The sequence below is a fragment of the Stenotrophomonas pavanii genome (assembly GCF_900101175.1).
Classification (GTDB): Bacteria; Pseudomonadota; Gammaproteobacteria; order Xanthomonadales; family Xanthomonadaceae; genus Stenotrophomonas; species Stenotrophomonas pavanii.
The window spans coordinates 1-21,830 of the sequence record NZ_FNFQ01000014.1; the positions used below are offsets into that span (position 1 = coordinate 1).

A 21,830-nucleotide genomic window follows, 5' to 3' on the forward strand; every position below is an offset into this window, starting at 1 on the left:
TTGCCCGTGCTGCCGGCCAGCGGCCGGCACTACCATCCCGCTACGGCGCGACCTTGCGCACGGTCAACGTCGCGTTCGCTTCAGCACCGCCCTCCAGCTGCAGCCGCAGCGGCAGCGCCTGGCCTTCCTTCAGCGCGCCCTTGCCCTGCATCAACATCAGGTGCAGGCCACCGGGCTTGAGCTCGGCACGCGCCCCCGGCGCCAAGGGCAGGCGTTCAACGGCCCGCATCCGGCTGACCCCGTCGACGATCGTGGTCTCGTGCAGCGACACATCTCCGAAACCACTGATGGTCGCGCCGGTGATTGCCACCGCGCTGCTGCAGCCATTGTGGATCACGCCATAGCCGGCGGTCATCGGCATCGCGGGATTCGGTGGCAGCCGCGCCCAGCCCCGCTCCATCGTGACGCAGGCCGGCTCAGCAGCGGACGCCGATGCTGCGGCCGCACACAGCACCAACAGTACGCCAACGAATGGTTTGGTTATCATCGCCCAGGTTCCTTCTTCGCAACGAGACCGCAGCATGACGACGCTCATCGAGGTGATCAACCATGGCCCCATCCGCGAACTGCGCCTGGCGCGGCCGCCGGTCAATGCACTGGACACCGACCTGTGCCGGCAGTTGATCCATGCCATCGAGCTGGCCATGGCCGAAGACGCGCACGGCATCGTGCTGTCGGGCAGCGAGCGCATCTTCACCGGCGGCATGGACGTGCCGCACCTGCTCTCGCATGGCGATGACAAGCACAAGCTGCTGGACACCTGGAACGCCTTCTTTGGCGCCGTGCGCACCCTGGCCGAGAGCCGCATTCCGGTGGTCGCGGCGATCACCGGCCACGCCCCGGCGGGTGGCTGCGTGCTGGCGTTGTGCTGCGACTACCGGGTGATGGCGCGCAGCGCCGATCCGTCGCGCCCGTATGCCATCGGCCTGAACGAAGTGCAGGTCGGCCTGATTGCACCGGAAGGCATCCAGCGCCTGCTGCGCCGTGCGGTGGGCGTGCACCGCGCCGGCGCGCTGCTGACCACCGGCGCGTTGGTGCCGGCCGAACAGGCGCTGCAGATCGGCCTGGTCGATGAGCTGGCCGAAGGTGACCTGGTGGTGGCACGTGCCGTGGCCTGGCTGCAGAACCTGCTCAGGCAGCCGCGCCAGCCGATGCTGCTGACGCGCGCGATTGCCCGCGCTGACCTGCACGAAGCGCTGCACCCGGACCTGATCCAGCTCGACCGCTTCGTCGAAGCCTGGTTCGCCCCGGATGCGCAGAACGCCCTGCAGGCGCTGGTCGCCCGGCTGGGCAAGTAAACGGTAGTGCCGGCCGCTGGCCGGCATCCGCAGCCCCCCCCAAGAGGATCATGAGGTTGCCGGCCAGCGGCCGGCACTACCGAAGATGGGGCCGCCGCCCTGACCGGTATAATCAGGCCCTCTTTCACTGCTGTGGCCGCCCCCTTGAACGACATGCCCGAACCCGTCGTCTCCGAGCTGATCGACCTGCTCACGCTGGAGCGGCTGGAGGACAACCTGTTCCGCGGGCAGAGCCGCGACATCGGCACCAAGTACGTGTTCGGCGGGCAGGTGCTGGGACAGGCGCTGGCCGCCGCGCAAGCCACGGTCGACAACGGCCGCCACGTGCACTCGCTGCACGCCTACTTCCTGCGCGCCGGCAACATCGACCACCCGATCGTCTACGACGTGGACCGTACCCGCGACGGCGGCAGCTTCTCGGTACGCCGGGTCACCGCGATCCAGCACGGCAAGGTGATCTTCTTCTGCGCGGCCTCGTTCCAGCAGGCCGAGACCGGCGCCGAGCACCAGCACAAGATGCCCGAAGTGCCGCAGCCGGAGGACATCGAACCGAACCGGCCGCTGCCGGCCGAGGTGCTGGAACGCCTGCCGATCAAGGTGCAGCGCTGGCTGTCGCGTGGAGGTCCGTTCGAGTTCCGCCATGTCTATCCGCGCGACGAACTGAACCCGCCCAAGCGTCCGCCCTACCACCAGGTGTGGCTGCGCCTGAGCGAGCCGGTCGGCGATGCCCCGGAGCTGCACCAGGCCCTGCTGGCCTACGCCTCGGACTTCCACCTGCTGGGCACGGCGACCTTCCCGCACGGCATCAGCTACTACCACCCGCACGTGCAGATGGCCTCACTCGACCACGCGATCTGGTTCCACCGCCCGTTCCGTGCCGACGACTGGCTGCTGTACTCGCTGGACAGCCCCAGCGCACAGGATTCGCGGGGCCTGGCCCGCGGCCAGTTCTTCACCCGCAACGGCGTGCTGGTGGCCAGCACCGCGCAGGAAGGCCTGATCCGCGTCGTACCCGACCAGGCAGCGGCGGCCGCCGTGCCGGCCAAGGAGTGATCCGATGCGCCAGATCTTCAGCAGCCAGCGTGTGGAAACCGTCGAAGGCGTGGCCGAGCTCCTGCGCGGGCACGGCATCGACGTCAAGGTGACCAACGGGCGCTCTTACAAGACCCGCCGCCGTGGGCAGTTCAGCTATACCGACCTGGGCAACGCCAACGCCTACCCGGCGGTGTGGATCGTGCGCGCCGACGACCAGCCGCGCGCGCGCGAGATCCTGCGCGAGGCGCGCCTGCTCGACACCACCCGCCGCGACCACCCGACCGCCGAGTTCGCCTTCCGCGATGCCCCGGAACAGGGCGGCGGCGGCCGCAGCTGGGCCTGGCGCATCCGCATCGCCCTGCTGGTGGTGATCGCCGGTGTGGCGCTGGTGATCGGCCTGCGCCACCGCAGCGCCCCGGCCCCGGTGGCGCCGGCGCCCGCTCCCCAGACGCAGCCGGCCCAGCCGGCCCCGCAGGCAACGCCGGAAGAGGAAGAAGTCCGGGTCCGCATCCAGCCATCGAAATAACCCACGGGTCGTACCCGTCGCTGGCCGGCAACTGCAAAAAGGGGACGGAGGGGATTAAGTCGTTTGTGGCACAAACGACTTAATCCCCTCCGTCCCCTTTTTTTGTCGTGAGGTTGCCGGCCGGGGGCCGGCACGACCGTGCAGAAAGCCGGTCACACTTCGCGCGCGGCTCCGTCATGGGACACAATCCCAGCAGGAGAGCCGCCGCCATGACGACGTTCGCCGCATCGATCGACCAGACCCTGGAACGCGAACTGCCCGCCGCCGCCAGCGGTTGCCAGCACGCCTACGGCCGCATCGTGCTGGCCTGCCAGAACACGGTCACCGCCATCGCGCTGGCCATCACCCGCGACCGCCAGGCCAGCGAAGACATCGCACAGGAAGCCTTCGTCAAGGGCTGGCAGCAGCTGCACCAGCTGCGCAGCTCGACCAGCTTCCTGCCCTGGCTGCGGCAGATCACCCGCAACCTGGCCCGCGACTGGCTGCGTGCCCAGCGTGGCCGACCGCTGACCGGCGAGGCGGCCGAGGTGGCGATGGGCATGGCTGCCGACCCGGCCCCGGGTGCCGCCGACCGCCTGCAGCGGGTGGAGGAAGAGATCGCCGCCGAGGACATCATCTCGGCGCTGCCCGCCGACAGCCGCGAAGTGCTGCTCCTGTACTACCGCGAAGGCCAGCGTTCGCAGCAGGTGGCCGACCTGCTCGGGCTCAGCGACGCAGCCGTGCGCAAGCGCCTGTCGCGCGCCCGCGCCCTGGTCCGCGACGGCCTGCTGCAGCGCTTCGGTGAGTTCGCACGCAGCAGCGCGCCGAGCGCTGCATTCGCCACCGCGGTGGTGTCGATGGTCCTGGTGGCCGCGCCCGGCACCGCCAGCGCCGCGATCCTGCTCAGCACCGGCGTCGGCGTGGGCGGCAGCAAGCTGGGCCTGGGCGGCGTCAGTGCCGCAGGCGGCGCAGCCATGGGTTCACTGACGGCCGCCGCCAGCCAGCTGCACCTGATACCCGCCAGCAACTGGGCCGCCGTTGCCGGGGGCGTCGTCGGTGGCATCATCGGCAGCTATCTGGGGGGCCGCTTCCTGCTGCGCTTCGCAGACACCCCGCAGGAGCGGGCGGCCGTGCGACGGTTCGTGCACCTCAATACGTTCACTGCGATGGTCGTCTGCACCAGCCTGCTGGTCTCGCTGATGCTGCAGGTGCCGCTGTGGCTGCAACTTGCCATTCTCGTCATCGGCCTGGGTACGGTGAACTACCAGTGCCTGGTGCCGCTGCAGCGCCTGATGGCCCCCATGATCGCGCGCGATTCGGCGCGGCGCGGCCGCAGCGGAACCAACTGGCAATACGAATCCGTCTACGGGCGCACCGGCATCATCGGGGCGAACGTCTTCGTGATCGGTCTGGTGGTGTATGCGCTGATGCGCAGCGGAAACGTATGACGGACAACGCCGGCACTCTGCCGGCGTTGTCGTCATTCACTGCGTTGAGCCTCAGCGCTGCGGCGCCGGTGCGCCACCGTCACGCGGGCCACCATGGCGGGGGCCGCCATGCATCGGGCCCTTGGCCGCATCGAACTCGGCCTTGCTCAGCTGGCCGTCCTTGTTGGTGTCGGCGGCAGCGAACCAGGCATCACGATGCTGCTTCATGCGCAGCTCGCGGTCGGCCTTGTCCAGGTAGCCATCCTTGTTCAGATCAAGCTGGTCAAAACGCGCGGCCAGGCGCGGATCGGCCTTGGCTTCCTCGCGGCTGATGCGACCGTCCTTGTTGACGTCCAGCGTGGCCCAGCGCTCACCGCCATGGCCGCGGCGGCCATGCTGCCAGCGCGGCAGTTCGTCGCGCGAGAGCTTGCCGTCCTTGTTCTTGTCCAGCTCGTCGAACTTCGCTGCCAGGCGCGGGTTGGCGGCCGCCTCGCTGCGGTCGATGACGCCGTCACCGTTGGTGTCCAGCTTGGCCGGGCGCGGTGCCGGCGTGGCCGGGGTGTCGGCGGCCAGCGCGATTCCGGAAGCAGAGGTGCCCAGCAACAGGGCCAGCAGCAGGGGGGTACGGATCATGAGGTCACTCCTGGGGATGGGAACAGCGTCGGGGTAATCACTTCACCCTCGAGGGACAACAACGCCCGGACGCGACATCGGTTGACGCCGCTGCCGGTTCCGTTCATCCGGCGGACAGTCGCCGCCACTGCGACGGGCTGGGGCTATGCTGTGTCCATGGCGATCCATGGCGACAGAGACGACGAACTGCGACTTTTCCAGACCGGCGAGCACCCTTGCGGGTACTGGTCGGACCGGGTGGCACGCGACCTGGTGCTGGACCCGAACGACCGCCGCCTCGGCGCGCTCTATCCACTGGCACTGAGCTGGGGCTTCCGCCGCAGTGGCGACCTGGTCTACCGGCCGCACTGCGCGCACTGCCAGGCCTGCGTCGCAGTGCGGATCCCGGTGGCACGCTTCGCTCCGGACCGCAGCCAGCGCCGCTGCGCCGCCCGCAATGCCGACCTGGAGGTGCGGATCACCGCCGCCACCGCCCGCGACGACCTGTTCGCGCTGTATCACCGCTACCTCACCCACCGCCACGCCAACGGCGGCATGGACGACCACGGCCCGCACGAGTTCGAGCAGTTCCTGATCGGCAGCTGGTCGCACACCCGCTTCATGGAGATGCGCCTGCCCGGCCACGACGGCCAGCCCAGCCAGCTGCTGGGGGTGGCGGTGACCGACGTCACCGAGCACGGGCTGTCGGCGGTCTACACCTTCTTCGACCCGGACCACGCCGCGCGCGGGCTGGGCACCTTCGCGATCCTGCAGCAGATCGAATGGGCACGCCGCGAGGGGCTGCCGCACGTGTATCTGGGCTACTGGATCCGCGGCCACCAGAAGATGGACTACAAGCGCCGCTTCCATCCGCTGGAGGCGTATGACGGCCGCCGCTGGCACGATTTCGACAATGATCTGGACGGGCGCTGACAAACCGCTGACACCGGGCCGGGTGCACAATACGGCCCATGAACATGACCCGACGCCATCCCCTGATCCTCGCCCTGGCCCTGCTCTGCGGCGCCACGGCCCCTGCCTTCGCCACGTCCCCTGCGATGACCGAAAAGCCGTCCGCTGCGCTGCGCCTGGCCACCTACAACACCTCGCTGTACTCCGATGACGCCGGCGGCCTGATCAAGGAGCTGGAAGGCGACAGCGAGCACGCGCGCAAGATCGCCGCGGTGCTGCAGCAGGTGCGCCCGGACCTGGTGCTGCTGAACGAGTTCGACTTCGACGATGCCCATCTCGCCGCCGACCTGTTCCAGAAGCGCTACCTGGAAGTGGCCCAGCCTGGCGGCGGCAAGCCGCTGCATTTCGCCTACCGCTACCTGGCCCCGGTCAACACCGGCGTGCCCAGCGGCCTGGACCTGGACAACAACGGCGTGGTCGGCGGCGAGGGCCGCAGCCGTGGCAATGACGCGTGGGGCTACGGCCTGCACCCGGGCCAGTACGGCATGCTGGTACTGTCGCGCTACCCGATCGATGAAGCCAAGGTGCGCAGCTTCCAGCTGCTGAAGTGGAGCGCGATGCCCGGTGCGATCCGCCCGGTCGACCCCCGCACCGGCCAGAGCTTCTACAACGATCATGTGTGGTCGCAGCTGCGGCTGTCGTCGAAGTCGCATTGGGACGTGCCGGTGAAGACCCCGGCCGGCGTGGTGCACGCGCTGGTTTCGCACCCGACCCCGCCGGTGTTCGATGGCCCGGAAAAGCGCAACGCGGCGCGCAACCATGACGAACTGCGCCTGTGGCAGGAATACCTGTCCAAGGGTGACAAGCCCTGGCTGTGCGACGACAAGGGCCAGTGCGGCGGCCTGGCGCAGGATGCGCGCTTTGTGATCCTCGGCGACCTCAACAACGACCCGGCCGATGGCGATGGCCGCCATGAGGCGATCGTCGAGCTGATCGAGAACGCCCGCGTGCTGCGCTACCCCACCCCGCGCAGCGTCGGCGGCGAGCAGACCAGCCTGGCCTATGCGGCCAAGGGCATCGAGCGCAAGGGCGCGCCGTTCCACGCCACCGGCGATTTCGGCCCGAAGTCCGGCACGATGCGCCTGGACTACGTGCTGCCCTCGACCGGTTTCGAGTACGTGGGCAGCGGCATCTTCTGGCCGGCCAATGAGAGCCCGGAAGCGAAGATCGCCGACGGCAGCGACCACCACCTGGTGTGGGTGGACGTGCGGTAGCGTCGACTGGGTAGAGTCGACTGTTGGTCGACTGCACGGTGGAAAAAGGGGACGGAGGGGATTAAGTCGTTTGTGGCACAAACGACTTAATCCCCTCCGTCCCCTTTTTCGGTTTACGGGCGCAGTTCGACGCCGATGGCGTCGGCGGCATCACGCGCGATGGCGCGTGCTTCGTCGATGGTTGCCGCGCGCGCCAGGGTCACGCCGACGCGGCGGTGGCCATGCACGCTCGGCTTGCCGAACAGGCGCACGGCGGTGTCCGGCACCTGCAGTGCGGCGGCGACGTTGTTGAAGTACGGCACGCCCTCGCCGTGTGCCAACAGCGCGCACGAGGCCGACGGGCCGCTCTGGCGGATCACCGGAATCGGCAGGCCAAGGATGGCGCGCGCGTGCAGCGCGAACTCGCTCAGCTCCTGCGATACCAGCGTCACCAGACCGGTGTCGTGCGGGCGCGGCGACACTTCACTGAACCACACCTCATCACCCTTCACGAACAGCTCGACACCGAACAGGCCCCAGCCACCGAGGTCATCGGTGATCGCGCGCGAAATCTCTTCGGCACGCGCCAGTGCCGCGCTCGACATCGGCTGCGGCTGCCAGCTTTCGCGGTAGTCGCCGTCCTTCTGCAGATGGCCGATCGGCGCGCAGAACGAGGTGCCACCGGCATGGCGCACGGTCAGCAGGGTGATCTCGTAATCGAAGTCGATGAAACCCTCGACGATGCAGCGGCCGGCGCCAGCGCGGCCACCGGTCTGTGCGTACTCCCACGCCGGGGCGATGTCCGCTTCGCTGCGCAGGGTGCTCTGGCCCTTGCCCGAGGACGACATGACCGGCTTGACCACGCACGGCAGGCCAATGGCGGCCACGGCAGCACGGTACTCGGCCTCGGTATCGACGAAGCGGTACGGCGAGGTCGGCAGGCCCAGGGTTTCGGCGGCCAGGCGGCGGATGCCTTCGCGATCCATGGTCAGGCGTGCGGCGCGCGCAGTCGGGATCACCCGCAGGCCCTGCTCCTGCTCCAGCTGGACCAGGGTCTCGGTATGGATGGCCTCGATCTCCGGCACCACCAGGTGCGGCTGCTCCTGGGCGATCAGCGCACGCAGCGCCATGGCATCGAGCATGTCGATCACGTGCGAACGGTGCGCGACCTGCATGGCCGGGGCATCGGCATAGCGATCGGCGGCAATCACCTCCACGCCCAGCCGCTGCAGCTCGATGGCCACCTCCTTGCCGAGTTCGCCCGAGCCCAGCAGCAGCACGCGGGTGGCGGAGGGGGACAACGGAGTTCCAAGCTTGGCCATGGCGGTTCCAGCAACGGTGTGAAGGCGGAGGGGCATTCTAGCTGGCCGGGCACCCCGGGCAGGGCGTCCGACGAACGGTCGCCCCAATGTGATATCACTTTGATATCTTGAATCGAATCCTCAAGGACGTACCGCCATGAAAGAGAAGTCGCTTGCCTCCCTCAACGGCCTCGGCACGCTGGCCGGTGCCCTGCTCGTCGCCCTCGCCGGCGCTGCCCTGTTCGTACTGGGCGTGGCCGCCAAGGCCAGCACCGGCTCGCCCAACCTGCTGCTGATGCTGCTGGGTGCGCTGCTGGGGGTCCTGGGCGTATTCATCCTGGCCGGCCTGTACACCGTCCAGCCCAACCAGGCCGCGGTGCTGAGCCTGTTCGGCAAATACGTGGGTACCGTGAAGGACAACGGCCTGCGCTGGAACAACCCCTTCTATGCCAAGCGCCGGGTCAGCCAGCGCGTGCGCAACTTCGAGAGCGGCAAGCTGAAGGTCAACGAGCTCGATGGCAGCCCGATCGAGATCGCCGCGGTGATTGTCTGGCAGGTGGTCGACGCCTCCGAGGCCGTCTACAACGTGGACGACTACGAGAGCTTCGTGCATATCCAGTCCGAATCGGCGTTGCGCGCGATGGCCACCAGTTACCCCTACGACCAGCACGAGGACGGCCAGCTGGCGCTGCGCAGCCACGCCAGCGAGATCTCCCAGCACCTGAAGAACGAACTGGCCGAGCGCCTGGCCGACGCGGGCGTGCAGGTGATCGATGCGCGCATCAGCCACCTGGCCTACGCCGCCGAAATCGCCCAGGCGATGCTGCAGCGGCAACAGGCCAACGCGGTGATCGCCGCGCGCACGCGCATCGTGGCCGGTGCGGTGGGCATGGTCGAAATGGCCCTGGCCGAACTGCAGAAAAACGGCGTGGTTGAGCTGGACGAGGAACGCAAGGCGCACATGGTCAGCAACCTGCTGACCGTGCTGTGCTCGGACCGCGGCACCCAACCGATCGTCAACGCCGGTTCGCTGTACTGAACCACCCTCGCAACGGGGCGCCCCACCGCCCCGCCAGGAGTTTTCATGAGTGAGAAGAAAGCCTATCCGCTGCGCATCAACGCCGAGGTCCTGGCCGCCGCGCAGCGCTGGGCTGACGACGAGCTGCGCAGCCTCAACGCGCAGATCGAATACGTGCTGCGCGACGCCCTGCGCAAGGCAGGACGCCTGCCAAAACCCACGCCATCGCCGGAGGACAAGGAATGAGCACGCGCTGGAGCTACCAGACCATCGAGGTCAAGACATCCATGATGGGCGTCCTCAAGGCCGAGGACGTCCAGGCCGAGCTGACCCGCCAGGGCCAGCTGGGCTGGGAACTGGTCAACATCATCATCCCGGCACCGATGCGCCCGGCGATGCTGGTGTTCAAGAAGCAGGCCTGAACCATGACTGCCAGCGATCCGAAGCAGTACGAGGTGGCCGAAAGCTCGCCGTTGCGCGTGCTGTGGATCGTGCTGCCCCTGCTCGCCGCCTTCGTGGCCTGCCTGTATGCGCAGCTGTACAAGGCACCGGCGACGGCACCCTGGATTGAAGTGACGCTGTCGCCGCCCTGGTTCCGGATGGGCGGCAGCGCCGCCTGGAGCCTGCTGGTCATTGCAGCGCTCGGCGTCGGGCTGGGCGCAGCGTTCTTCCGCCGCCGGGTGGAACTGGCCGATGACGTGCTGGACGTGCGCTCGACGATGTACCGCCGCCGTATCCCGGTGACGCAGCTGCGGCTGGACCAGGCCGAGGTGGTCGATCTTGCCCGCGACCGCCGCTATGGCATCCGTTTCAAGACCAACGGCTATGCGATGCCGGGCTTCTACTCCGGGCACTTCCGCCTGCAGGGCGGCGGCAAGGGCTTTGCCCTGGTCACCGACCGCAGCCGCGTTCTGGTGCTGCCGGTACGCGACGGCAGCGCGCTGCTGCTCAGCCTGGACCGGCCGCAGGTACTGCTGGACGCACTGCGCAAGGTGGCCGCACCGGCGCCGCGGCAGTAAGCTGCGGCGATGCAACGACGCGCGCCCCTGCTGATCAATACCGAGGCCATCGAGCTGTGGCCCGCCCACCTGCTGCGCGCACGCAGCACCCTGGATGCCCGCCTGCTGTCGCAGGCACAGTGGGTGCTGCGGCGCAAGCGCGATGGCCGCTTCCTGGCGGCGGTGACGACGCATGGCGTGCATTCGCTGGTACCGCGCCTGCCGCGCGAACCCGGGGTCGAGGAGGCTCTGGCGCTGCTCGATGCAGCGGCGGCGCGGCCGTTCGGCGCTGCGCTGCAGGATCAGTGGTTGCCACTGGCGGGCCTGCAGCAGCGCCTGCAGCAGCTGGGCCTGGATGCCCAGCGCTATGCCGACGACAGCGGCCTGCCATTGGAGCCCGAACCGTGCCTGCTGCACTTCGCCGGTCGTGACCGGTTCGGCCGCCCGCTGTGGCTGCGCCGCGGCGCCGCGCAGGGATGGCGGCGGATGCGCCTGCACGCGGCACGGGAGGGCATCGCGCTCGACGCAATCTCCGGCTTCCGCAGCCATGCCTACCAGTTGGGCATCTTCGAGCGGAAGCTGGCACGCGGGCTGAGCGTGGCGGAGATCCTGAAGGTCAATGCCGCACCGGGGTTCAGCGAACACCACAGCGGCCACGCGCTGGACATCGGCACACCGGGCGATGCACCGGCCGAAGAATCATTTGAAGCCACCGACGCGTTCGCCTGGCTACAGGCCCATGCCGGCAGGCATGGCTTCCATCTGAGCTACCCGCGTGAAAACCCGCACGGCATCGTCTACGAACCCTGGCACTGGTGCTGGAGACCGGCCAACGGCTGAGCCCCGCGTGGCGCCCGCACGCGGAATGGAACGAGAGAGCAGAGACAAAAGCGGACCGCTTCGCTCGAAGCCGAGCATGGCTCGGCTCTACAGCCGCTGCCGCGCAACGCCCCCATGTAATGCCGGGCCATGCTCGGCTGTACCCCGAATTGCCCTCACCGCCTCAACGCATTGATCGCCAGCAACACCCAGCCGGCCATCATGCTGGTGCCGCCGATCGGCGCCATCCGCGTCGGCCACTGCCACAACGCCCCGCCCACCAGACTGCCGGAAAACAGCAGCACGCCCAGCAGCAGCACGTACAGCGCCAGGTGCGCGATCGCTCCGTGCGCGCGCGGCCCCAGCGCCACCAGCACCGCGCCATGCGCGAACGCATACAGCGCTGCCAGGTTCAGGTGCTGCTGCGCCAGCGGGTCGGCTACGCCGTGCGATGCGTAGGCAGACAGGCCGATCGAGGCAGCGGCCAGCAGCGCACCCACGCAGGCCAGCAGGGACGGCTTACGCGCGCGACGTTCAAGGTTGAACATGAAGGCTCCTTGCGCAGCACCCCTCACCGGGTGCGGAATAAAAAAAAACGCGCCGCAGTCAGCGGCGCGTTTTCGTGTCCAACACTACATGGGACAGCCGAGGCTTACTTGACGGCCCAGTAGATGTCGTAGGTACCTTCGGGGGTGAACGACTTGTCGATGCCGTCCTTCCAGGTTTCGTACGGGCGGTCGATGACTTCGTTGCCCGAAGTCACGGCCCAGGCACGCAGGCCGTTGCGGGCCACGTCCAGGCCCGCCATGTGGCCGGTGTAGGCCGCATGCGCCGAACGGTGCGGAGCAACGTGCACGTACTTGACCGGTGCGCCGCCGTCGATCTTGACGGTCAGCTCGTCGGCAGCAGCACCTTCAGCACCCTTCTTCTTCACCGGCTGGGCGATGTCGAAGGCGTACTTCTCCTGGCCGAAGTCGGTGGTGATGATGCGGAACGGACCGGCGGCTTCAAGGCCATTGGCCTCCATCACGCGCTTGATCCACTCCTGGTTGTCCTTGATCGACTTGGTGATGGAATCCTGGCCGCGGTCCACGTTACCAGCGTTGACCACCAGCAGGTTCTCGGCCGGCACTTCCACGATGGCCAGGTCGGTCAGCGGGGCTTCCGGGGTGCGGTAGTCGACGTTCGGAACGCTGGCGAGCATGTTGGCGATGCGCGACAGGCCCAGCTTGATGTCATCGCCGATCTGGCGGCTGACATACAGGCCGGCGTAACGGCCGAACAGGTCAAAGCCGTACTTCACCGAGTAGTCCTGGGTGATCTTGACGTTGCGACCACCCTTGCCGGTCGGCTCCAGGTTGAAGGTGGTGACCTTGTCGTGACCCTTGGTGGCGTCTTCGATGGCGATCACAACACGCTTGTTCTCTTCGGCTTCGGTGATCTTCCAGGAACCGGTACCCAGGTCCTTGGAGTTGAAGTCGAGGGTGGCACCGGTACCGGACGCCGGGCCGGACAGCTTCAGTTCAACGGCGGGATCGCGCAGTACCAGCGGGTTCCAGTCCTTGAAGCGGCGCAGGCTGCTGACCGTGTCGTACACGATCGTCATCTTGCGGTTGGTCTCGATGCTTTCGGTGATGTGACGCTCGCCCGGCAGACATACGCCAATGATGACGAACAGGCCAGCCACGATCCCCAAGGCGATCAGGAACTCGATAATACGGGTCATTCAGAGAGTCTCCGGGGCCGATCCCACGGCCGGGTTGATTGAAGCGAAGCGCCAATCCTAGCAGGCTTCGCGGGCATTGTTTATCGGGATTGGCGCACCGGTTTCCGTGCCGGCTGCGTATTTGTATGGACAAAGAATTCGAAGGGTAACGCATACCGCTGCCCGGCAAGTAGGGGGCAACCTTGGCGGGAACCCTTGGGCGCTACCCAAGTCCTTGTACCAAAAGGAATTTTGTCAGACCAACTGGAGTTCAAACGCCTTCAGTACGGCCCGCGTACGGTCGCGCACGCCCAGCTTGGAGAGGATGTTGGAGACGTGGTTCTTGATGGTGCCCTCGGCCACGCCCAGCGAGTTGGCGATCTCCTTGTTGGAGAAGCCACTGGCCATCAGCCGCAGGATCTCGGTCTCACGGTCGGTCAGCGGGTCCGGGCGGTCCAGGCTGACGAACTCGTTGCGCATGTGCTCCAGGCCGGAGAGCAGCCGCTGGGTCACCGCCGGCTGCACCAGCGAACCGCCATCGGCCACGGTGCGGATGGCACCGACCAGCTGCGCCAGGGTGACATCCTTGAGCAGGTAGCCCTTGGCACCGGCCTTGAGCCCGGCCAGCACCAGCTGGTCATCGTCGAACGTGGTGAGGATGATGGTCGGCGGCAGCTGTTCCTGCCGCGACAGCACCTGCAGGGCCTCCAGGCCCGACATCACCGGCATGCGCATGTCCATCAGCACCACGTCGGGGCGCACCTGCGGTATCAGCTCGACCGCCTGCCGGCCGTCGCCGGCCTCGGCCACCACCTCGATGCCGTCGTCGAGCGCCAGCAGGGAGCGGATTCCCTGCCGCACCAGGGTTTGGTCGTCGACCAGGCAGACGCGAATCATCAACGCACTCCTTCAGGAACCTTGGTAAGGGCGGCCACCAGCACCGTTGCCGGCACCGTTGCCCGCAGCCGGAAGCCTTCACCGGGGCGGGTCTCGATCTGCAGCTGGCCGCCACATTGTTGCAGGCGCTCGCGCATGCCGCGCAAGCCATTGCCCACGTTGACCATATCCGCGCCGACGCCGTCGTCGCGGGCCTCCACCACCACCCGGTCGGGGGCTTCACGGTACACCTTGATCCACAGGTGGCGGGCACTGGCATGGCGCACCGCGTTGGTGATGATCTCCTGGGTGCAGCGCAGCAGCACGTGGGCCCGCTGCGGGTCCTCCACGTTCAGCGGATCCTCGATGTCCAGCTGGATGTCCAGCGAGGGCACGTTCTCGGTCAGCGGGCGCAGCGCCGCCGCCAGGTCGATGGCACCGGTCTCGCGCAGCTGGCTGACCACTTCGCGCACGTTGCCCAGCAGCAGCTTGGCCAGTGCATGCGAGCGCTTGACGTGGTCCAGCGCCTGGCCCTCTGCCAGGTGGCCGGCCACTTCCAGGTTCAGGGTCAGCGCGGTCAGCTGGTGGCCGAGCAGGTCATGCAGCTCGCGCGAAATGCGGGTGCGCTCGTTGACCCGCGCACTCTCGGCCAGCAGGGCCCGGGTGGCGCGCAGCTCCGAATTGAGCCGGCGCTGCTCGTCGCGGGCCTCGGTCTGCTGTCGCGCGACCAGGCTGGTCACGAAGATGAACATGGAAAAGCCGCCATACAGCAGCGACTGCATCACTGCTTCGAACAGCGGGAAGCGCAGCAGCATGTAGTAGACCGGCGCGACCGCCAGCTGGCTGACCAGCAGCCACAGCACTCCCAACCGCACCGACAGCATCCACGGGATGACCCCGGCGGCCACCATCATCAGGATGCTGCCCAGGCCCGAGCCGCTGAGGAAGCTGACCCCCAGCGCCGAGATCGTCAGCAGCAGCAGCAGGCCACGGTCCAGCCAGCTGGTATGGCTGTCGCTGCGCAGGATGCGGGTGAGCCAGTAATAGGCGGTGCCGAAAGACAGATAGGCGACGAACAGCAGGATCGCCCAGCCGCCCATGTCGCTGCGGCTGTGCAGGTTCTCGAACTGCGAGTAGGCCAGCGGCAGGCCGACCATGACCCAGGTGAACAGGCCGGCCAGACGGAGGACGCGGGTATGGCTGAGGACTCCCAACATGCCAGCACTCTACGGGCCCGGGCTGCCTCGCGCACTCCCACGGAAGTCATGCCTGCCCGGTCGCCTGTTCATGCCGCAGCCCACCCCGGGCATGCAATAATCGTGCGCAGGGTCCCTTGATGGACCAACCGCGTTACCCCACGGAGTCACAATGTCGATTGTCATCCGCGACGTGCGCGAGCACGAGCTCGATTCCGTCCTGGCTTTGAACAACAACGCTGGCCTGGCCATCCTTCCCCTGGATGCGGCACGACTGCGCCTGTTCTATGAGACCGCTGAGTATTTCCGCGTCGCCGAGCGCGACGGCAACCTGGCCGGTTTCCTGATCGGCTTCGGCAGCGACAGCCAGCACGACAGCAGCAATTTCGCCTGGTTCAAGCAGCAGCTGGACACCCCGTTCTTCTACATCGACCGCATCGTGGTCGCCAGCCGCCGCCGTGGCGGTGGTGTCGGCCGTGCGTTCTACGCCGACGCGCAGAGCTTCGCCGAGCTGCGCTACCCGCAGATGACCTGCGAGGTCTTCCTCGACCATGGCGCCGATGCCGCCCTGCTCTTCCACGGCAGCTTCGGCTTCCGCGAGCTGGGCCAGAACACCATGCCGCAGGTCGATGTGCGCGCCAGCATGCTGGCCAAGGAACTGTGCAGCTACCCCTGGGTCAAGGAGACCTACGGCGGCAAGCTGCCGGATGTGGCATGGACACGCGCCCGGCAACTGCCGGCGCAGGCACAGCGGCCGACGGGGACCTGAGCGTGGCGGTGAATTTCGATTACGAACAGGCCGGTGAACTGAAGATCGGCCAGGTGGGCATCGCCAACCTGCGCATCCGTACCCTTGACGTCGAGCGCCTCGTGCAGGAAATGCGCGAGCGCGTGACCCGCGCCCCGAAGCTGTTCGGCCGCGCCGCGGTGATCCTCGACTTCGGCGGCCTGAGCCAGGTGCCGGACGTGGCCACCGCGCAGGCGCTGGTCGACGGCCTGCGCAGCGCCGGCGTGCTGCCGGTGGCGCTGGCCTATGGCACCAGCGCGATCGACCTGCTCTCGCAGCAGCTCGGCCTGCCGTTGCTCGCCAAGTTCCGCGCGCAGTACGAGCGTGCCGAGGCCGAGCAGGCCCCGCCGCCGCCCGCACCGGAACCGCGCCGGGCAGCCCGTGCCGAGCCGAAACCGGCCCCGGCAGCGCCGGTGGCCAAGGTGGCCGACGCCGCCGCGCCGCAACCGGGCCGCATGCAGCTGGGCAACGTGCGTTCGGGCCAGCAGCTGTACGCGGAAAACTGCGACCTGACCGTGATGGCCACCGTCGGCGCCGGCGCCGAGGTCATCGCCGACGGCAGCATCCATATCTACGGGACTCTGCGCGGCCGCGCGCTGGCAGGGGCCCAGGGCAACACCGCGGCACGTATTTTCTGCCGTGATTTCCATGCGGAACTGGTCGCCATTGCAGGCCATTACAAGGTACTGGACGATGTCCCGGACAACCTGCGCGGCAAGGCCGTGCAGGTGTGGCTGGAACAGGACCAGATCAAGATCGCTGCGCTGGACTGACGCAGCACCCAAACAGAATCATCAGGAGAAGTCCTTTGGCTGAAATCATCGTAGTCACCTCCGGCAAGGGCGGCGTCGGCAAGACCACTTCCAGCGCGAGCCTGGCCTGCGGCCTGGCGCGGCGCGGCAAGAAGGTGGCCGTGATCGACTTCGACGTCGGCCTGCGCAACCTCGACCTGATCATGGGCTGCGAACGCCGCGTGGTGTACGACTTCGTCAACGTCGTGCACGGCGAAGCGACCCTCAAGCAGGCCCTGATCAAGGACAAGCGCTTCGACAACCTGTACGTGCTGGCTGCCTCGCAGACCCGCGACAAGGACGCACTGACCCAGGAAGGCGTGGGCAAGGTGCTGAAGGACCTGGCCGCCGATGGCTTCGACTACATCATCTGCGACTCGCCGGCCGGCATCGAGAAGGGCGCCTTCCTGGCGATGTACTTCGCCGACCGCGCGGTTGTGGTGGTGAACCCGGAAGTGTCGTCGGTGCGCGACTCCGACCGCATCATCGGCCTGCTCGATTCGAAGACCCACAAGGCCGAATCCGGCCAGGACGTGCCGGCCTTCCTGCTGCTGACCCGCTACACCCCGGTGCGCGTGGAAAGCGGCGAGATGCTGAGCATCGCCGACGTCGAGGAAGTGCTTGGCCTGAAAGCGATCGGCGTGATCCCCGAATCGGGCGACGTGCTCAACGCCTCCAACAAGGGCGAGCCGGTCATCCTGGATGTCGAATCCGCTGCCGGCCAGGCCTATGAAGACGCCGTCGCGCGCATCCTCGGCGAAGAACGCCCGATGCGCTTCACCAACGTCGAGAAGAAGGGCTTCTTCAGCAAGCTGTTCGGAGGGTAAGCATGGGCCTGTTTGATTTCCTCAAAGCGAAGAAGACCACCGCCGAAACCGCCAAGAACCGCCTGCAGATCATCATCGCGCAGGAACGCAGCCACCGTGGTGGCCCGGACTACCTGCCGCTGCTGCAGCGCGAGCTGCTGGAAGTGATCAAGAAGTACGTGAACATCGACGTCGATGCGGTGAAGGTCGACCTGGTGAAGGATGGCCAGCACGATGTGCTGGACATCTCCGTGGCGCTGCCGGAAGGCCCGGACAAACCCTGATCCCCTGCCCCGCCCGTGCCTGCATGGGCGGGGCTGCCCGACCCGCATGACCGATACGACAACCGCCGTGGACATCACCTGCGTGGGCGACATCGCCTTCGCCGATGCGCAGTGCCTGCTCGCCGCGCATGGCCTGCAGCTGCACCACGTGGCCGACGGCGAGCCGATTCCCGGCAGCTACTGGGGCGAGCCCGAGGCCGGCATCATCGCCAGCAACGTGTACGTGCGCGACGACACGCCCGTGCACTCGATGCTGCACGAGGCCTGCCACCTGATCGTGCTGCCGCCGGAGCGGCGGGCGCAGGTGCATACCGACGCCACCGACTCGGTGGCCGAGGAAGACGCCACCTGCTACCTGCAGATCGTACTGGCCGGGCAGCTGCCCGGCGTCGGCAGCCAGCGGCTGATGGCCGACATGGATGCCTGGGGGTATACGTATCGGCTGGGGTCTACGAAAGCGTGGTTCGAGCAGGACGCCGAAGACGCGAAGGCGTGGCTGGTCGAACGCGGCTTGCCGGTGGCGTAAAGCCGCAGGCGCGGTTGGCCACGGGCGCGTGGCGACGCGTCGGACCTCGCGGCGCCCCTCTTTTCACTCGGCGCGGTTCGAGCAGGACGCCGAAGACGCGAAGGCGTGGCTGGTCGAACGCAGCTTGCCGGTGGCGTAGCGCATCGGTAGTGCCGGCCGCTGGCCGGCAACCTCATGAACCCGTGAGGCATCACCGGGTTGCCGGCCAGCGGCCGGCACTACCCCATCAGCCCTGCCCGGCCAGTGCGCGCAGGGTGATGCCGACGATGTAGGCCAGGTAGGTGCCGGTGGCATAGCCCATCGTACCCAGCAGCACGCCCACCGGTGCCAGCGCCGGATGGAACGCGGCCGCCACCACCGGCGCCGAGGCCGGGCCACCGATGTTCGACTGCGAACCGATGGCGAAATAGAAGAACGGCACCTTCAGCAGCTTGCCCACGCACCACAGCAGCACGATGTGCACGGCGATCCAGATCAGGCCAAGCAGGAACAGCCACGGGCGATCCAGCAGCGCCAGCAGATCCATCTGCATGCCGATGCAGGCGATCAGGAAATACAGCAGCAACGAACCCAGGCGCGATGCCCCCGCCCCTTCCAGGTTGCGTGCGCGGGTGAAACTCAGGCTCAGGCCCAGCGTGGTCGACAGCACCACCACCCACACGAACGGCGCGTCCAGGCTGAACTGCGAGGCCCAGCTGACGTTGGCCTTGAACCAGGCCGCCAGCGGCGCACCGATCGCATGTGACAGTCCGACGCCACCGAAGGCCACGGCCACGATCAGCATCAGGTCGGTCAGGCTGGGAATGCGTTCGTGCTCGGCCTGGAAGCGCGCGATGCGCTCCTTCAGTTCGTCGATGGCCGAGGTATCGGCACCACTGCGTGCGTCGATCTTCGCCGCGCGCCCGGCCAGGAAGATCAGCGCCGCCATCCACACGTAGCCGACACCGACATCGACCACCGCGAACTGGCCGAAGGTGGTCGCATTGACGTCGAACACTTCGCGCATCGCCAGCATGTTGGCGCCGCCACCGATCCAGCTGCCGGCCAGCGCCGCCATGCCGGCCCAGGTGTCGCCGGCCACGGTGTCGGGATGGATCGCGCGCATCACCAGGAACGCCACCACTGCGCCCAGCATGATGCTGGCCGAGGCGCCCAGGTACATCAGCACCAGCTTCGGGCCGAGCCGCAGGATGCCCTTGATGTCCACTGCCAGGGTCAGCAGGATCAGCGCCGCCGGCAACAGGATGTCGCGCGCGATCGGGTTGTAGAGCCGGGTGTTCTGGCCGTCGATCAGGCCCACAGTGTTGTAGATGCCGGGAATCAGGTAGCACAGCAGCAGTGCCGGCACGAAGGTGTAGAAGCGCTTCCACAGGCCCTGCTCGCGCGAGGCGGTCCAGAACACGGCACCGAGCGTGGCGGCGATCAAACCGAAGACGACGATGTCATTCTGGATCAGGGCGTTCGAGGGCATGCAGGCGCTCTGGGTAGTGCCGGCCGCTGGCCGGCAATCTCGTACAGGTGGGAAGCGGCAAGCGGTTGCCGGCCAGCGGCCGGCACTACCAGAAAACAGAAGCGCCGCCCCGGAGGGCGGCGCCGCAACCCTCAGTTGCCGATGTGCTGCTTCAGCCAGGCATTGACGGTGTCATGCCACAGGATGCTGTTGTTCGGCTTCAGCACCCAGTGGTTTTCATCCGGGAAGTACAGGAACTTCGATTCGATGCCCTGGCGCTGGGCGGCGGTGAACGCGGCCAGGCCCTGCTCGACCGGGATGCGGAAGTCCTGCTGGCCGTGGATGACCAGGATCGGCTTCTTCCAGTCCGCCACGTGGTTGACCGGGTTGAACTTCTCGTAGTTCGCGGCCTTCTGGTACGGCGTGCCGCCCTGCTCCCACTCGGTGAACCACAGTTCTTCGGTGGCGTAGCCCATCATGCGCTGGTCAAACACGCCGTCGTGGTTGACCAGGCACTTGAACGGGCTGTTCCAGTTGCCGGCGATCCAGTTGACCATGAAGCCGCCGTAGCTGGCGCCCAGCGCACAGGCCTTGTCACCGTTGAGGAAGGAATACTTCTTCAGCGCCGCATCCCAGCCCTTCTGCAGGTCTTCCAGCGGGCGGTCGCCCCAGTGCTGGCTGATCGCATCGGTGAACGCCTGGCCGTAGCCGGTGGAGCCGTGGAAGTCGATCATCACCACCGCGTAGCCCTGGCCCGCATAGGTCTGCGGGTTCCAGCGGTAGCTCCAGCCATTGCCGAAGCTGCCCTGCGGGCCGCCATGGATCAGGAACGCGACCGGGTACGACTTGCCTTCCTGGTAGTTGTGCGGCTTGACCACGTAGCCATGCACGGTGTCGTTGTTCCAGCCCTTGAACTCGAACTGTTCGTAGTCGCCGAAGCTGACGTCCTTGAGCACCTCACCGGCGGCCGGGGTCAGCGCGCGCAGTTCGCCGATGGCTTCGCCCGCGGCCGGCAGCAGGCCGACCAGCACCTGGTCGTTGCTCTTCAGGCTGTTGCGGGTGATCGCCACGCTGTTGCCGGCCACGTCGACCGCGGTCACGCTGCCATCGCCGATCAGCTTGGTCGCCTTGCCGCTGGCCACGTCGATCTGGAACAGCGGGTGCTCGCCGAGGTCATCGGCGGTGGTGTAGATGCTGGCGCCGTCGGCGGACAGGGTGATGCCACCGGCCGAACGATCCCACTGCGGCGCGATCTCGCGGGTCTTGCCGCTGGCCAGGTCCATCGCCATCAGGCCGAAGCGGTCGGCCTCGAAGCCCGGGCGCTTCATCGCGCGGTAGAACAGGGTCTTGCCGTCGGCACTGAACACCGGGCCGGCATCCCAGGCCGGGTTGGAGGCCGTCAGGTTGACCGGCGCCTGCTTGCCGGCGGCGTCGAAGCGGTACAGGTCGAAATTGGTCGACCACGGCTCCTGCTTGCCGGCCACGCGGATGCTGGCCACCACGCTGGCGCCATCCGGCGACCACGCGAAGTCATCATTGCCACCGAACGGCTTGGACGGGGCATCGCCGTCGATGGTCGCGCTCAGCGCGGAAGCGCCCTTGACCGCGCCGGCCTTGGCCGTCGGCAGCGGCGCGACGAACAGGGTGTTGCGGCGGCCGTCGTTCCAGGTGTCCCAGTGGCGCACGAACAGCGAATCGAAGACCTTGCCGCTGGCCTTGGCGCCGGCCACGTCCTTCAGCTTCTTCTCGGTGCAGGCCAGATCCGAGGCACAGGCCTGGAACACGCCGGCGCTGAACAGCACGCGGTCGTCCTGCGGCGACACGTGGTAGCTGTCCACGTCGACCGGGAAGTCGGTCAGCTGGCGCGGGGTGCCGCCGCCGATCGGCTGTGCATACAACTGCTGGCTGCCGTTCTTGGCGCTGAGGAAATAGACGGTCTGGCCATCGGCCGACAGCGAAGCGGAATTGACGTTCCAGCCGGCCGGGGTGATCTGCTTCGGCGGCGCTGCGTCGCGGGTGCGCAGGTTGCGCGCGAACAGCGCGGTGGAGGCCTTCAGGTTGGCGTCCACGCTGCGCTTGGCGAACACCACGGTGCCGCCGTCAGCGGTCAGTACCGGTGCGGAGACGCGGTCCATGGCCACCATGTCGCGGACGTCCAGGCCGCGGGCAGCGGCGACGCTGGGCAGGGCGGCCAGCAGGCTCAGTGGCAGCAGGGCATGACGCAGTTTCAT

The 21,830-nt window shown here is 67.6% G+C and carries 25 protein-coding genes; 16 read left to right on the forward strand and 9 right to left on the reverse strand.

Annotated features, from left to right (window positions below):
• Positions 1 to 40: 40 nt before the first annotated feature.
• Positions 41 to 487, reverse strand: coding sequence for a copper chaperone PCu(A)C (locus BLS66_RS18845; protein WP_074726529.1), 447 nt, complete (start codon positions 485 to 487; stop codon positions 41 to 43).
• Between the two features lie 34 nt (positions 488 to 521).
• Between BLS66_RS18845 and BLS66_RS18850 the strand changes: the two genes are divergently transcribed.
• The 4 genes from BLS66_RS18850 (at position 522) to BLS66_RS18865 (ending at position 4,286) form a co-directional block, all read left to right on the forward strand.
• Positions 522 to 1,298, forward strand: a complete 777-nt coding sequence (locus BLS66_RS18850) for an enoyl-CoA hydratase/isomerase family protein (RefSeq protein WP_053462457.1) — start codon at positions 522 to 524, stop codon at positions 1,296 to 1,298.
• 153 nt (positions 1,299 to 1,451) lie between these two features.
• Complete coding sequence (gene tesB / locus BLS66_RS18855; protein WP_032953622.1) at positions 1,452 to 2,351, forward strand: acyl-CoA thioesterase II; 900 nt, start codon at positions 1,452 to 1,454, stop codon at positions 2,349 to 2,351.
• Between the two features lie 4 nt (positions 2,352 to 2,355).
• On the forward strand, positions 2,356 to 2,859 hold the full coding sequence (locus BLS66_RS18860; RefSeq protein ID WP_074726530.1) for a pathogenicity-like protein: 504 nt from the start codon (positions 2,356 to 2,358) through the stop codon (positions 2,857 to 2,859).
• A gap of 209 nt (positions 2,860 to 3,068) precedes the next feature.
• Entirely contained in the window at positions 3,069 to 4,286 is a 1,218-nt protein-coding gene (locus tag BLS66_RS18865) for an RNA polymerase sigma factor (RefSeq protein ID WP_074726531.1), read from the forward strand.
• 51 nt (positions 4,287 to 4,337) lie between these two features.
• Here the strand turns inward: BLS66_RS18865 and BLS66_RS18870 are convergent, their stop codons facing one another.
• Complete coding sequence (locus tag BLS66_RS18870) at positions 4,338 to 4,898, reverse strand: EF-hand domain-containing protein (RefSeq protein ID WP_057494147.1); 561 nt, start codon at positions 4,896 to 4,898, stop codon at positions 4,338 to 4,340.
• Positions 4,899 to 5,054: 156 nt separating this feature from the next.
• Here BLS66_RS18870 and BLS66_RS18875 point away from each other — a divergent pair, with 156 nt between their 5' ends.
• Together BLS66_RS18875 and BLS66_RS18880 are read left to right on the forward strand one after the other, a co-directional pair.
• A complete protein-coding gene (locus BLS66_RS18875) occupies positions 5,055 to 5,810 on the forward strand; it encodes an arginyltransferase (RefSeq protein WP_005408547.1) in 756 nt (251 codons plus the stop codon).
• A 38-nt stretch (positions 5,811 to 5,848) separates the two neighbouring features.
• Complete coding sequence (locus BLS66_RS18880; RefSeq protein ID WP_074726532.1) at positions 5,849 to 7,063, forward strand: endonuclease/exonuclease/phosphatase family protein; 1,215 nt, start codon at positions 5,849 to 5,851, stop codon at positions 7,061 to 7,063.
• Positions 7,064 to 7,176: 113 nt separating this feature from the next.
• On the opposite strand, the gene purT is transcribed toward BLS66_RS18880, so the two are convergent.
• A complete protein-coding gene (gene purT, locus BLS66_RS18885; protein WP_049431763.1) occupies positions 7,177 to 8,364 on the reverse strand; it encodes a formate-dependent phosphoribosylglycinamide formyltransferase in 1,188 nt (395 codons plus the stop codon).
• A 136-nt stretch (positions 8,365 to 8,500) separates the two neighbouring features.
• Between purT and BLS66_RS18890 the strand changes: the two genes are divergently transcribed.
• The 5 genes from BLS66_RS18890 to BLS66_RS18910 are packed head-to-tail and all read left to right on the forward strand — an operon-like array spanning position 8,501 to position 11,199.
• On the forward strand, positions 8,501 to 9,382 hold the full coding sequence (locus BLS66_RS18890) for an SPFH domain-containing protein (protein ID WP_064237890.1): 882 nt from the start codon (positions 8,501 to 8,503) through the stop codon (positions 9,380 to 9,382).
• Positions 9,383 to 9,427: 45 nt separating this feature from the next.
• Positions 9,428 to 9,607 carry a type II toxin-antitoxin system antitoxin gene (locus BLS66_RS18895; protein ID WP_005408543.1) on the forward strand — a complete coding sequence of 60 codons (180 nt, stop codon included), beginning with the start codon at positions 9,428 to 9,430 and terminating at the stop codon, positions 9,605 to 9,607.
• A complete protein-coding gene (locus BLS66_RS18900) occupies positions 9,604 to 9,783 on the forward strand; it encodes a DUF4177 domain-containing protein (RefSeq protein ID WP_049464927.1) in 180 nt (59 codons plus the stop codon). Before BLS66_RS18895 ends, BLS66_RS18900 begins: the two co-directional genes overlap by 4 nt.
• Positions 9,784 to 9,786: 3 nt before the next feature.
• Positions 9,787 to 10,380 carry a PH domain-containing protein gene (locus BLS66_RS18905; protein WP_049464929.1) on the forward strand — a complete coding sequence of 198 codons (594 nt, stop codon included), beginning with the start codon at positions 9,787 to 9,789 and terminating at the stop codon, positions 10,378 to 10,380.
• A gap of 9 nt (positions 10,381 to 10,389) precedes the next feature.
• Positions 10,390 to 11,199 (forward strand): M15 family metallopeptidase, encoded by an 810-nt coding sequence (locus tag BLS66_RS18910; RefSeq protein ID WP_074726533.1) that lies wholly within the window; start codon positions 10,390 to 10,392, stop codon positions 11,197 to 11,199.
• Between the two features lie 155 nt (positions 11,200 to 11,354).
• Here BLS66_RS18910 and BLS66_RS18915 read toward each other — a convergent pair whose 3' ends face one another.
• From BLS66_RS18915 to BLS66_RS18930, 4 genes are all read right to left on the reverse strand, one after another.
• On the reverse strand, positions 11,355 to 11,726 hold the full coding sequence (locus BLS66_RS18915) for a DUF423 domain-containing protein (protein ID WP_049464934.1): 372 nt from the start codon (positions 11,724 to 11,726) through the stop codon (positions 11,355 to 11,357).
• Between the two features lie 104 nt (positions 11,727 to 11,830).
• Positions 11,831 to 12,904, reverse strand: a complete 1,074-nt coding sequence (locus BLS66_RS18920) for a polyketide cyclase (RefSeq protein WP_049464936.1) — start codon at positions 12,902 to 12,904, stop codon at positions 11,831 to 11,833.
• 234 nt (positions 12,905 to 13,138) lie between these two features.
• Positions 13,139 to 13,780 (reverse strand): response regulator, encoded by a 642-nt coding sequence (locus tag BLS66_RS18925; protein ID WP_006424175.1) that lies wholly within the window; start codon positions 13,778 to 13,780, stop codon positions 13,139 to 13,141.
• Positions 13,780 to 14,976 (reverse strand): sensor histidine kinase, encoded by a 1,197-nt coding sequence (locus BLS66_RS18930; RefSeq protein WP_049464938.1) that lies wholly within the window; start codon positions 14,974 to 14,976, stop codon positions 13,780 to 13,782. Before BLS66_RS18930 ends, BLS66_RS18925 begins: the two co-directional genes overlap by 1 nt.
• A gap of 151 nt (positions 14,977 to 15,127) precedes the next feature.
• Between BLS66_RS18930 and BLS66_RS18935 the strand changes: the two genes are divergently transcribed.
• The 5 genes from BLS66_RS18935 to BLS66_RS18955 are packed head-to-tail and all read left to right on the forward strand — an operon-like array spanning position 15,128 to position 18,149.
• The gene (locus tag BLS66_RS18935) at positions 15,128 to 15,724 is read left to right on the forward strand and encodes a GNAT family N-acetyltransferase (RefSeq protein ID WP_005415684.1); all 597 of its coding nucleotides are present in this window, start codon (positions 15,128 to 15,130) and stop codon (positions 15,722 to 15,724) included.
• Complete coding sequence (minC, locus tag BLS66_RS18940; RefSeq protein WP_049464940.1) at positions 15,670 to 16,515, forward strand: septum site-determining protein MinC; 846 nt, start codon at positions 15,670 to 15,672, stop codon at positions 16,513 to 16,515. The genes BLS66_RS18935 and minC overlap by 55 nt, the downstream gene beginning before the upstream one ends.
• A 35-nt stretch (positions 16,516 to 16,550) precedes the next feature.
• On the forward strand, positions 16,551 to 17,360 hold the full coding sequence (gene minD / locus BLS66_RS18945) for a septum site-determining protein MinD (RefSeq protein ID WP_006424120.1): 810 nt from the start codon (positions 16,551 to 16,553) through the stop codon (positions 17,358 to 17,360).
• A gap of 2 nt (positions 17,361 to 17,362) precedes the next feature.
• Positions 17,363 to 17,623 carry a cell division topological specificity factor MinE gene (minE, locus tag BLS66_RS18950; protein ID WP_005408532.1) on the forward strand — a complete coding sequence of 87 codons (261 nt, stop codon included), beginning with the start codon at positions 17,363 to 17,365 and terminating at the stop codon, positions 17,621 to 17,623.
• A gap of 46 nt (positions 17,624 to 17,669) precedes the next feature.
• Positions 17,670 to 18,149: a hypothetical protein gene (locus BLS66_RS18955; RefSeq protein WP_074726534.1), complete on the forward strand. Its 480-nt coding sequence runs from the start codon at positions 17,670 to 17,672 to the stop codon at positions 18,147 to 18,149.
• A gap of 226 nt (positions 18,150 to 18,375) precedes the next feature.
• On the opposite strand, the gene BLS66_RS18960 is transcribed toward BLS66_RS18955, so the two are convergent.
• Positions 18,376 to 19,620 carry a DUF819 family protein gene (locus BLS66_RS18960; protein ID WP_074726535.1) on the reverse strand — a complete coding sequence of 415 codons (1,245 nt, stop codon included), beginning with the start codon at positions 19,618 to 19,620 and terminating at the stop codon, positions 18,376 to 18,378.
• Between the two features lie 131 nt (positions 19,621 to 19,751).
• A complete protein-coding gene (locus tag BLS66_RS18965; RefSeq protein ID WP_053506289.1) occupies positions 19,752 to 21,830 on the reverse strand; it encodes an alpha/beta hydrolase family protein in 2,079 nt (692 codons plus the stop codon).